General features: G+C 68.0%; 14 protein-coding genes. 7 read left to right on the forward strand and 7 right to left on the reverse strand.

The window, feature by feature from the left end; translation table 11 throughout:
- Nucleotides 1–376: 376 nt before the first annotated feature.
- On the reverse strand, nt 377–808 hold the full coding sequence (locus tag ACE3TL_RS15075) for a biopolymer transporter ExbD (protein WP_374534593.1): 432 nt from the start codon (nt 806–808) through the stop codon (nt 377–379).
- 205 nt (nt 809–1,013) lie between these two features.
- Here ACE3TL_RS15075 and ACE3TL_RS15080 point away from each other — a divergent pair, with 205 nt between their 5' ends.
- Complete coding sequence (locus tag ACE3TL_RS15080) at nt 1,014–1,979, forward strand: WD40 repeat domain-containing protein (RefSeq protein ID WP_374579495.1); 966 nt, start codon at nt 1,014–1,016, stop codon at nt 1,977–1,979.
- A gap of 346 nt (nt 1,980–2,325) precedes the next feature.
- Here ACE3TL_RS15080 and ACE3TL_RS15085 read toward each other — a convergent pair whose 3' ends face one another.
- Nucleotides 2,326–3,036, reverse strand: a complete 711-nt coding sequence (locus tag ACE3TL_RS15085) for a nitroreductase (protein WP_374579496.1) — start codon at nt 3,034–3,036, stop codon at nt 2,326–2,328.
- 35 nt (nt 3,037–3,071) lie between these two features.
- Between ACE3TL_RS15085 and mtgA the strand changes: the two genes are divergently transcribed.
- Entirely contained in the window at nt 3,072–3,770 is a 699-nt protein-coding gene (mtgA, locus tag ACE3TL_RS15090; RefSeq protein WP_374579497.1) for a monofunctional biosynthetic peptidoglycan transglycosylase, read from the forward strand.
- A gap of 3 nt (nt 3,771–3,773) precedes the next feature.
- Here the strand turns inward: mtgA and ACE3TL_RS15095 are convergent, their stop codons facing one another.
- Nucleotides 3,774–4,475, reverse strand: a complete 702-nt coding sequence (locus ACE3TL_RS15095; protein ID WP_374579498.1) for a cytidylyltransferase domain-containing protein — start codon at nt 4,473–4,475, stop codon at nt 3,774–3,776.
- Between the two features lie 37 nt (nt 4,476–4,512).
- Complete coding sequence (locus ACE3TL_RS15100) at nt 4,513–5,388, reverse strand: bifunctional regulator KidO (RefSeq protein WP_374579499.1); 876 nt, start codon at nt 5,386–5,388, stop codon at nt 4,513–4,515.
- Between the two features lie 98 nt (nt 5,389–5,486).
- Between ACE3TL_RS15100 and ACE3TL_RS15105 the strand changes: the two genes are divergently transcribed.
- Together ACE3TL_RS15105 and ACE3TL_RS15110 are read left to right on the forward strand one after the other, a co-directional pair.
- Nucleotides 5,487–6,485, forward strand: coding sequence for an XdhC family protein (locus ACE3TL_RS15105; protein WP_374579500.1), 999 nt, complete (start codon nt 5,487–5,489; stop codon nt 6,483–6,485).
- A 51-nt stretch (nt 6,486–6,536) separates the two neighbouring features.
- Nucleotides 6,537–7,961: an MFS transporter gene (locus ACE3TL_RS15110; protein ID WP_374579501.1), complete on the forward strand. Its 1,425-nt coding sequence runs from the start codon at nt 6,537–6,539 to the stop codon at nt 7,959–7,961.
- Nucleotides 7,962–8,126: 165 nt separating this feature from the next.
- Here the strand turns inward: ACE3TL_RS15110 and ACE3TL_RS15115 are convergent, their stop codons facing one another.
- From ACE3TL_RS15115 to ACE3TL_RS15125, 3 genes are read right to left on the reverse strand one after another with little or no spacing between them, the layout of a single operon-like run.
- Entirely contained in the window at nt 8,127–8,648 is a 522-nt protein-coding gene (locus ACE3TL_RS15115; protein ID WP_374579502.1) for a TadE/TadG family type IV pilus assembly protein, read from the reverse strand.
- On the reverse strand, nt 8,648–9,223 hold the full coding sequence (locus tag ACE3TL_RS15120; protein ID WP_374579503.1) for a TadE/TadG family type IV pilus assembly protein: 576 nt from the start codon (nt 9,221–9,223) through the stop codon (nt 8,648–8,650). Before ACE3TL_RS15120 ends, ACE3TL_RS15115 begins: the two co-directional genes overlap by 1 nt.
- A 55-nt stretch (nt 9,224–9,278) precedes the next feature.
- Complete coding sequence (locus ACE3TL_RS15125; RefSeq protein WP_374579504.1) at nt 9,279–9,674, reverse strand: pilus assembly protein N-terminal domain-containing protein; 396 nt, start codon at nt 9,672–9,674, stop codon at nt 9,279–9,281.
- Between the two features lie 306 nt (nt 9,675–9,980).
- Here ACE3TL_RS15125 and ACE3TL_RS15130 point away from each other — a divergent pair, with 306 nt between their 5' ends.
- From ACE3TL_RS15130 to ACE3TL_RS15140, 3 genes are all read left to right on the forward strand, one after another.
- Nucleotides 9,981–10,154 (forward strand): Flp family type IVb pilin, encoded by a 174-nt coding sequence (locus ACE3TL_RS15130; RefSeq protein WP_374579505.1) that lies wholly within the window; start codon nt 9,981–9,983, stop codon nt 10,152–10,154.
- Between the two features lie 72 nt (nt 10,155–10,226).
- Nucleotides 10,227–10,397: a Flp family type IVb pilin gene (locus ACE3TL_RS15135; protein ID WP_374579506.1), complete on the forward strand. Its 171-nt coding sequence runs from the start codon at nt 10,227–10,229 to the stop codon at nt 10,395–10,397.
- Between the two features lie 135 nt (nt 10,398–10,532).
- The coding region (locus tag ACE3TL_RS15140; protein WP_374579507.1) for a prepilin peptidase at nt 10,533–10,812 on the forward strand (280 nt) is incomplete at its 3' end.

Consider the following 10,812-nt stretch of genomic DNA (forward strand, 5'->3'; position numbering starts at 1 on the left):
GAAGCGGACTGAGGGGGATTGCGGAGTCGGCAGGCCCCCTCCGTCTCGGCGCGATGCGCCGATCTACCTCCCCCAGCAGGAGAGGACATCGCACATGGATGTCATCCCGGTTTCGGCGCAGCCGAAGACCGGGACCCATGAACACAGGCGGTTCAGAATCTGTCTTGGCGGCGCCAGGGCCTGAAAGCTCAGGTGTTCATGGATCCCGGACAAGCGCTGTGCGCTTTCCGGGACGACACTGGCATGCGCGTTGCCGCCGCTCATCCGCGCCATCTGTAATCCACCTCCCCCGGGAGAGGATTTCAAGACAGGCGAACAGCAAAAAGCCCGCCCCGGTTTCCCTGGGCGGGCCTTTCGTTTGCGTCCGAAGATCTCTTTAGAGCTCTTCGTTGATCAGGGCGACCTGATAGAAGCCGTTGCCCTGCAGGGTGTTCATCACCGCCATGAAGTCGCCGTAGCGCACGGTCCGGTCGGCGCGGATATAGACGCGCTCTTCGGTCGGCTCGGGCTTGTCCAGGATGCGGGTTAGGTCCTGGGTCAGGGTGTCGAGGCTGGTCGCCTGGTCGCCGATGAACAGCTTGCCGCCCTGTTGGACGTTGATCAGCGTCGGCTCTTCGACCTTCGCGCCCGGGGGCGGCGGGATCGCCGGCGGCAGGTCGAGCTTGATCGACACCGTCGCGGCGGGGATCGACACCATGAAGATGATGAGGAGCACCAGCATCACGTCCACGAAGGGCGTGACGTTGATGTCGCTGTTCTGGCCGAGTTCGAACTTGCCGCCGCCTCCGCCGCCCAGCTTCGCACCCATATGAATTTCCTTCCCTAGGGCTCCTGCCTCGGAGCCGCTGCACAGTCGCCACACCCTTCGCTAAACAAAATGCGCTTGTAAAGCCCGAACCTGCGAACTTTCGCGTCTTCGCCGAAGACTTCGCGGAGGCGCCCGTTCGGCGGGCGGGAATCTGCGCAAATCGGCCTCTCGCCAAGACCGGCGTTAGGCAGGTATGACCCGCGCCATGACTTTCCAGTTCGACGCCTATGTCACCGCGGCCCTGTTCCAGAAGGACGGAACCGCCGCCTTCGCGCTCGGCGACGGCGCGGTCCGATTCGAATCGGGCGAGCGGGTGGAGGCCCACGACGGGGCGATTCTCTGCGCCTGCCTGCACCCGTCGGGCGCGGGCCTGCTGACCGGCGGCGACGACGGCCGCGTGGTCTGGAGCCGCCCGTCCGGCGCGCAGGAGATCGCCAGCCTGCCCGGCCGCTGGATCGACGCCATCGACGCCTCGCCCGATTCGAAACTGATCGCCTTCGCCGCCGGCAAGGAGCTGCACGTGCGCGACAGCGCCGATCCGGCCTTTTCCCGCACCTTCGTCCACGAAAAATCGGTGGCCGCCGTGGTCTTCGAGCCCAAGGGCCGCCGCATCGCCGCGGCCACCTACGGCGGCGCCTGGCTGTGGTACGCCAAGATCGCCGAGCAGAAGCCCTATATGCTGAAGTGGGCCGGCAGCCATGTAGGCCTCGCCTTCAGCCCCGACGGCAAGTTCCTGATGTCGTCCATGCAGGAGAACGCCCTGCATGGCTGGCGCGTCGCCGACGACAAGAACCTGCGCATGGGCGGCTATCCGGTGAAGGTGAAGAGCCTGGCCTTCGTGGCGAAGGGCCAACTCCTGATCACCTCCGGCGCCAACGGGCTGGTCGCCTGGCCCTTCGCCGGTTCGACCGGCCCCATGGGCAAGCAGGCCGCCGAGGTCGGCTTCGACGAGAGCGCCATGGTCGTGCGCGTCGACGGCATGCCGGGCGGCCAGTGGGTCTGCGCCGGCCTCGACGATGGCCGCGTCTGGGCCTGCGACCTGGCCGGCCAGAAGATCATCCCTCTCAAGGCCGAGAAGGGCGCCGAGATCACCGCCCTGGCCATGAGCAAGGACGGCCTGCGCGTCGCCTGGGGCGACGAGGACGGCGCGGCGGGCGTTACGAGCGTCTGAGTCCGCATCATTGCTCCCCCTCTGGGGGAGCTGTCAGCCGAATGGCTGACTGAGGGGGATTTCTGACTCCGCAGGCCCCCTCCGTCTCGGCGCTTTGCGCCGATCCACCTCCCCCAGAGGGCAGGGCTATCGCATATGGGTGTCATCCCGGTTTGCGAAGCAAGACCGGGACCCATGAACACATACGGTTCGGGATGGGTCTCGGCGGCGCTAGAGCCTGAAAGCTCAGGCGTTCATGGATCCCGGACAAGCGCTGCGCGCTTTCCGGGACGACATGCAAAGTGGGCCGCCGCCGCTTATCCGCGCCATATGCGATTGCCCTGCCCCAAAAGGGGAGGAATGAATTTCACTCGAACCCCCGCAACTCGCCCCAGGTCTCGAACGGGTCGCGGCTGGCGCGCAGGGTATTGATCGGTGCGGTTTCGTCGCGCCAGCCCAGGGCCATGCCGGAGAAGGCCATATGGTCGGCGGGCAGGTTCAGCACCTCGGCCAGGGTCTGCGGATAGCGCGCCCAGTATTCCTGGGCGCAGGTGTCCAGCCCGCGCTCGGTGGCCAGCAGCATCACCGTCTGCATGTACATCCCCAGGTCCGACCACTGGGGCGGGCCGAGCTTGCGGTCCAGGCAGAAGAACAAGCCCACCGGCGCCCCGAACAGCTCGCCGTTCCGGGCCAGTTGCCGCAGGCGCGCGGGCTTGTCCTCACGCGGGATGCCGATGGTGGCGTAGAGGTCCTCGCCGTTCTGGAACCGGCGGGTTCGGAACGGGTCCCAGAGGTTCGGCGGATAGACGTCGTATTCCGGCGGCTCGCCCATCGGATTGGCCGCCGCCTTCGCCTTCAGCTCGGCCAGCGGCGCCCCGGCCAGGGCGTAGACGCGCCAGGGCTGCAGGTTGCCGCCCGAGGGCGCGCGCGCCGCCGCCTCCAGGATCTCGCGAACCACGGCGGCGGAGGGCGCCTCGGGCCGGAAGGCGCGGATCGAGGTGCGGCGGGCGACGGCGTCCGAGACGTTCAACAGAATGCGTCCTTGCTGCGGCTTGACCGTGATCTTCGGTCGCCGCATCGCTAACATCTCGCCGTGGGGTAAGGGCAAGGGTCTTGGCTAAGGCGTCGAAAGTGGGGCGGCTGCTGCGCGGCCTGCTGCTGCTGGTGTTGATGTTCGGCTTGATCGGGCCGGTGATGGTGACGACCATCTACCGCTTCGTGCCGCCGCCGGTGACCTGGCTGATGATCCAGCGCGTGTTCGAGGGGCGCGGCTTCGACCGCCGTTGGCGTTCGCTGGACGACATCTCGCCCCGGCTGGTCCGCGCGGTCATCGCCGCCGAAGACGCCAAGTTCTGCGACCATAACGGCTTCGATTTCGACGCCATGGAAAAGGCGTTCGAGAGCAACGCCAAGGGCCGCAAGCTGCGCGGCGGCTCGACCATCAGCCAGCAGACGGCGAAAAACGTCTTCCTGTGGCCGGGCCGCTCCTATGTCCGCAAGGGACTGGAGGCCTATTTCACCGTGCTGATCGAGGTGATCTGGGGCAAGCCGCGCATCATGGAGGTCTATCTGAACTCGGTCGAATGGGGGCCGGGCGTCTACGGGGCCGAAGCCGCCGCCCGCAAGAACTTCGGCGTCGGCGCGGGCCAGTTGACCGCCGCCCAGGCCGCGCGCCTGGCCGCCATCCTGCCCAGCCCGCTCAAGTGGAAGGCCGCCCAGCCCGGTCCCTATGTGAAGCGCCGCTCGGGCAAGATCACCCGCGCCGCCGGGACCATCAACCGCGAGGGCATGGCCGCCTGCGTCCTCTCCTGAGGACTACGCCGCCCAGCGCGCCAGGTCCTGGCGGCCCTGGATGATGTCGAGCACGTCCTGCATGGAAAAGCCCGGATCGGCCGGATGCAGGGCGTCGTAGACCGCCCGCGCGAACGCGTAGTCGGCCGGCGTCTTCACCCGCCAGTCCAGGCCCGACAGGTCGCGCTCGCCCACGCAATGGGCTGGCTGCGAATCGCTGGCGCGAAGCTGCTCGAACGGCGAGACGGTCGCCTTGTCCTCCGCACGCGTCGCCGCCAGGGCCGCAGCGAGCGGACCGGCCCGCGCCACCTCGACCTCCAGTCCGCGCGGATAGCTGCGCCGCAGGCGGTTGGAGGTGTAGGTCGCCCCGGTCTCCAGTGCCTGGCGCACCACCTTGTCGATCAGCGCCGGATCGGCGAACGGGCAGTCGCCCTTGATGCGGACGACGTGACTGACCGGCCCGGCCGCATCCAGCGCCCGGGCGAAGCGGTCGGAGAGGTTGGAGGCCGCGCCGCGCAGCACCGGCTGCCCCCGCGAGAGCAGGAAGGCGGCCAGCGGGTCGTCCACGGGTTCGACGCTGGTCGCCACGATCAGCTTGGAGACGCTCCGCGCCATGCCGATGCGCTCGACCTGCCGCCAGATCATCGGCTCGCCGCGCAGCGGGGCCATCGCCTTGCCCGGCAACCGGGCGGAGGTCATCCGGGCTTGCAGGACGGCGAGGATCATCGGGCGGCTCCCCTTCTAGGAGCGCGGGGCGCGGCCGTCAGGCGGCGGCCCAGGCGCGGGGGTCGAGGGCGACCGGATCGTCGATCGCCATCTCGTCCCAGTCGAGGTCGGGGGGAGGAGTGGAGGCCGCGGCGATCACCGCCGAGACCTCGGCCGCCGAGGTGACGCCGACCAGCACCTTGGCCGCTTCCACGCGCGACAGGGCGAAGCCCAGCGCCGCCTGCAGCGGGTCCGAGCGGCCTTCGGCGATCAGCCGGCGCGCGCGCGAGATGCGGCTGGCGGCGGCCTTCAGATGGTTCGGCGCGCGGTCCGGCGGCAGGAACAGCAGGCCGTTGAGGAAGATCGAGCGCAGGTGCACCTCGATGCCCAGGCCGGTCAGCGCCGCCAGGGTGCCGTCGATCAGCAGCCGCTGGTCCAGCAGCGAGGCCGGCGCCTGCATCACGTCCGGGCGGAACCGGCGGGCCACGCCCAGCGGGTCGTCCGAAGCAAAGACCGCGACCCCGATCTTGCGGGTCAGGCCGGCGTCCTTCATCGCCCGCATGCGGTTCCACAGCGCCATGCCGTGCGGCCCGAACAGGTCGGCCGCGCAGGGCGCCAGCATGGCGTCCACCTGGTCGACGCCCAGCCGGCGCATGGTGGCCCGCGCCTCCGCCTCGACATAGTCCGGCCCGCGGTCCGGGCGGACGGTGGAGATCGAGACGTTGAACGGATGCGGCCGCGGCATCACCTCGCCCAGGGCCATCTCGGCCGCGGCCGAGTGGCCGTCGACGTCGAGCAGGGTGAGTTGGGCGCGCGCGGCGATGTCCAGGATGTCCCGGGCTTCGGCCTGGGGCGCGCGACCGCGCACCAGGGCCGTCTGGTCGAGGCCGAACTGGGCGGAGCCGAGGCCGAGCTTGGAAAGCGGAGAGGTCATGGGCGGGACGCTGGATACCGAAACGATGAGCGCCCATCTTCGCGCCAATGCCTAAAGAAGCGGTGTCTAGGACCTTTCCAGGGAGTTAAAGTCGAACCATGCGTGACCCGCTCCCAGACTGGCCGGTCTTCGGCATGGCGCAGGATGTCCGGCCGGCGCTGCGCCAGGCCCGGCAAGCGAAAAGGCCCCTGGCCCTGGCCACCCTGGTCGCGGTCGAGGGCGGCGGTCCGCGCCCGCCCGGAACCCAGATGGTGTTCGCGAAGGGGATCGTCGCCGGTTACTTTTCCGGCGGCTGCGTGGAGAGCGACGTCGCCGACCACGCCTTCGCCTGCCTGGCCGACGGCGAGCCGCGCCGCCTGGTCTATGGCGCCGGCAGCCCCTGGCCCGACATCCAGCTCCTCTGCGGCGCGCGCATCGAGATCTTCGTCGAGAAGGTCGAGCCTGACGATCCGGCCCTGGCCGAGCTGCTGGCCGCCGAGGCCGAGCGTCGCCCGGCCGTCTGGGTCAGCGACGGCCGCCGCCGTGCGTGCGGCGCCTCGCCCGCGGCCTGGGACGGCGCCATCGTCCAGGCCTTCGAGCCGGTCCCGCGCCTGATCGTGATCGGCGCCGATCCCACCGCCATGGCCATCGCCCAGCTCGGCGCGCAGACAGGTATGGAGACCACCCTGGTCCGCCCCAAGGGACCGGAGGCGCCGCCGCCCTTGCCGGGCGTCGCCTATCGGCGTGACGATCCGGCCGCCGCCCTGGCCGCCATCGGCGTGGACGCCTGGACCGCCGTCGCCATCGCCACCCACAACCTCGAGGCGGACCAGGAGGCGCTGGCCGCCGCCCTGCCGTCCGCCGCCGGCTATGTCGGCCTGCTCGGCGCGCGCAAGCGTCTTCCCGAACGCCTGGCCCCCTTGCGGGCCGCCGGCTTTTCCGAGGCGCGGCTCCAGCAGCTTCACGCCCCCATCGGCCTCGACATCGGCGGCAAGGCCCCCTGGGAGGTCGCCCTCTCGGTGATCGGCGAAATCACCGCCTTGCGTCATGCGCGCCTGCCGGCCGCGCCGCGCCAGGCGACGTCGATTTCCTCTCCCCAAGGCCTCGCGAAGGCGTAACCTCGCCGCCAAGTCCGCCGTTCGTGCGGTCGGGTCGGGGAGGCCGCAGTCTTGAGTTCAGTCGAAGCCGCTCCCGATGCGGACCTCATCGGCGACGGCCGCCTGACGCGCGGCGGGGTCGCCTGGTCGCTGTTCGAGGGCGCCCGCAACCCCTACGTCATCCTCATCACCATCTACATCTTCATGCCCTATGTGGCGGGCGTGATGGTCGGCGACCCGGTGAAGGGCCAGGAGATCATCTCCCAGTGGAGCCAGTACGCCGGCTGGGCGGTGATGGCGACCGCCCCGCTGCTGGGCGCCTCCATCGACCAGCTCGGGCCGCGCAAGCGCTGGCTGGCCCTGATCGTGGCGCTGATGACGCCGATGATGGCGGCCCTGTGGTGGGCGCGGCCCGACGGTTCGGGCATTTCGGTGACCGGGGTCATGCTGCTGACCACCGCCATCGGCCTGCTGTTCGCCTTCAGCGAGGTGCTGCACAATTCGCTGCTGGTGCGCGCGGCCGGGCTTTCGGGCGCGCACAAGGCTTCGGGCCTGGCCCTGGCGCTCGGCAATTTCACCTCGGTGGTGGCGCTGGCCTTCACCGCCTGGGCCTTCGCCCTGCCGGGCAAGGTCGATTGGGCCTGGGTTCCCAAGACGCCGCTGCTGGGCCTCGACTCGGCCGCGCACGAGCCGGAGCGGGTCGTCGCCCTGATGGCGGCGGCGATCTTCCTCTTCGGCGCCCTGCCGCTGTTCTTCTTCACCCCCGATGCGCCGAAGACCGGCACGCCGACCCTCACCGCCTTCCGCAACGGCGCGGTTCAGCTCGTGCGGATGGTGGCCACCGTGCGCCGCTACAAGGACGCGGCGGTCTATCTGGTCAGCCGCATGTTCTATGTCGACGGCATGAACGCCATCCTCATCTATGCCGGGCTCTACGCCATCGGCGTGATGAAGTGGGGCGCGCTGGAGATGCTGCTCTACGGCATCGTGCTCTCGATCCTGGCGGTGCTCGGCGGCTTCGTGGGCCGCTGGCTGGACGCGGGCCTTGGCCCCAAGGGCGCGGTGCGGGTCGAGATCTTCATGTCGCTGCTGGGCATCATCGCCATGCTGGGCATGGCCCCCGACCGCATCCTCTACGCCTGGACCTACGATGCGGCCGCCCATGCGCCGATGTGGGACGGCCCGGTGTTCCGCACCCTGCCGGAATGGATCTTCATCCTGATCGGCTTCTCCAACGCGGTGTTCATCACCGCCCAGTACGCCTCCAGCCGCACCATGCTGACCCGCATCACCCCGCCCGACCAGACCGGGGCCTTCTTCGGCGTCTATGCGCTGTCGGGGGTCGCCACCGGCTGGCTGGGGCCGATGATGGTCAACTGGGGCACCAAGCTGACCCACAGCCAGCAGGGCGGCTTCGCCACCGTCACCATCCTGCTCGGAATCGGTTTCGTCGGCCTGATGTTCGTCCGCGGCGGCGGTCGCAAGATTGCAGGTTAGGACGGCGCGACCATACCCCCGGATGTCATCCCGGTTTGCGAAGCAAGACCGGGACCCATGAACACCAGGGTTCGGCAGAGCTGCGCCTTGAGCGCCCACGCTCAGGTGTGCATGGGTCCCGGTCTTCGCCTCTGGCGAAACCGGGATGACATGCAAGGATGGCTTCTACTGGATGATCGGGATCGCCACGCCCGAGCGCGGCCGCAGGTCCATCTTGTGCACGAAGGTGAAGACCCCGGGCATCATCTTCTGGAACGGCGTCGAATAGGTGTAGCGCGTCTCGGCCCGCAGCAGCGCGGTGTTCGGAACCTTGAGCTGCGGCTCGATCGAGGCGGTGGTCATTTCCGGCACAGCGCCGCCATTGCTGCGCGTCCAGGCGATGGTGGGGTTGCCGGAGGCGTCGAACTGGATGCTGGTGATGCGGATGCCCAGCACGTTGTTGGTGGCGGGAAACGGCTTCATCACCGCCGCGCTCACCTGGAAGATGTCGTCGATGTCGGCCTGGCGGAGCTGCGCCGACTGGGTGGCCAGGTCGCCCACGGCGGTGGCGATGTAGCTCGCCCGCCGATTGACCAGCAGGGCCTGGGTCGCCTCGACCATGCCGTAATAGAGCAGCATCACCACCGGGATGATCAGGGCGAACTCGACTGCGGCCGAACCGCGCCGATCACGTGCGAACCGCCGCATCAGCATCCCGCGCCTCGGGCTCGCTGGGCGGGGTTGAAGGGTTCGTTGCGGAACACCTTGGCGGTGCTGAGCAGCCGCGATCCGTCGCTCGCGGTCATCAGCATGGGTTTCAGCAGCGGCGTGACGATCGGCCATTTGAAATAGGTCCGCACCAGCACGATGTCCTCGGGATTGCCGACCGACCAGCAGACGGCGTCCGGGTCGACCGGCTCGGTGGCGGCGGGGGTCGAGCCGCCGGCTCCGGCGAAGGTGTTGAAGGTCTCGGCCTCGACGAAGAGGTTGGTCTGGCAAAGCCCGCTCAGCCAGCTCATGTTGCGGCAGACCTTGCCCTTGTAGTCGTCCCGGGTGTTGGAGCCGCTCATCTGGAAGACGCCGGTGCGGATATCGCGGGCGGTGAACTCGGTAGCGGTCTCCAGGGTCACCGAGACCAGCAGGATCATCCCCAGCTCCACCAGGCCCAGGAGCAGGATCAGCATCGGCACGCTGATCAGCGCGAACTCGATCGCCGTCGCGCCGCGGCGATCGCGGGACAGGCGGCGCGTCAACGCGCGAAGTCGGTGGAGGCGACGAAGCATGCGGCGTCCGTGAATTCGGTCGCGCGAGCTTACGAAAGTCTGCCTAACCGGAGGTTTAAGGTTTAGCTGAATCCCCGCCGCTGCGCTGGTCGCGCTCGCAGCCGCCGGCGCAGGCGTAGTCGTCGACCTTGGCGCCCCGGATCACCGAGACGCGTCCGGTCTCCGGCGCGGCCACCACGATGCGCCGCTCCATGACCGTGCGGCCGAGCTGGTCGATGACGATCATGTTGGTGACGCCATAGCCCTTGCCCAGCACCACGGCCTTGCTGGCGTCCAGCACGTTGACGTCGGCGATGGCCGGGTTGCCGATCAGCACGTCGCGGGTTCCGCGGGGCAGGGAGACCGCCGCGCTCTGGTCGATGGCCACGACCATGGCCGGCGCCGCTGCGGCCGAACCGGCCGCCAGGACGAGGGTCAGGGCGCTGAAAAGGCCCGCTGCCGAACCGCGCATGGCGATACCTGCGAAAAATTTCCGTCGGCAGAGCCTTGAGGCGGAATGGTCAACAAAGCCTGAATTTTTCGCCTACGCGGGCGCGTGAATCATAATGTCCGAGCGTGAAAATCGTCGATCTCGACGCCGATGGTTAACTTACGTTTATAGTAAATCAAAGTAAACTATAGGTTCAGGCAAAATTTATATTGCATATTTACTGCCGATTAAGCGCGATGTCGCAAAGTCTCCATGCGTTTCGGGGCGAGCAGACCATCACAGGTTTGATGCCTCAACTGTCTGCTCGCAAATAAAGGAGATCGAGCAATGTCGAAGTTCGTTTCGCGTTTTCTGAAAGACGAGTCGGGCGCCACGGCTATTGAGTATGGCCTGATCGCGGCTCTTATCGCTGTCGTGCTGGTCGCCGTTATGACTACCCTGCGCGGTGGTCTGGAGGCCGCCTTTGGCAACATCAGCACCCATCTGTCCGCGACCGAATAGGTTGTCGAAGGGCCGCGAGAGCGCTTGTTCTCGCGGCCACGGTTCCAAAGGGCGGTGAAAGGAGGCGGTCGATTGAAACAGCTATTCCAACGGTTTCAGACGAACCTCTCCGGCGCGACGGCCGTAGAATATGCGCTGATCGCCGCCATGATCGCCGTGACCATGGTCACGGTGGTGGGACCGGTGGGCGAAGCCTTGGCGACGGTGTTCAGCAACGTCGCTAACGCCTTTCCTCAGCCCTAGACGCGATCCAGGGCTGGCCCGGAACCGGGTCGAATTCAAGAGACCGCGTCGCACCCGCGTCGCGGTCTCTTTTCGTTTCACGCTTAATTCACGGCTGCCCTGCAGGTTTGGATAGACGCGAACTTGGACTTTTCCATGCTCTTTACTGTTCAGGCTGTGCTGCTTCTGGTCTTCCCGGTCCTGGTGATCGTGGCGGCCTTGCGCGACGTCACCAGCTTCACGATCCCCAACTGGATCTCGCTCGCCCTGATCGGCGCCTTCTTTCCGGCCGCCGTACTGCTTGGCGTCGGGCTTCCGCAGATCGGCCTGCATGTGGCCGCTGGAGTCGCCGCGCTCGTGGCCGGCATGGTCATGTTCGCCCTGCGCTGGATCGGCGGCGGCGACGCCAAGCTGTTCGCCGCTGCGGGGCTTTGGC

The sequence above is a fragment of the Phenylobacterium sp. genome (assembly GCF_041920015.1).
In the GTDB taxonomy this organism is placed as follows: domain Bacteria; phylum Pseudomonadota; class Alphaproteobacteria; order Caulobacterales; family Caulobacteraceae; genus Phenylobacterium.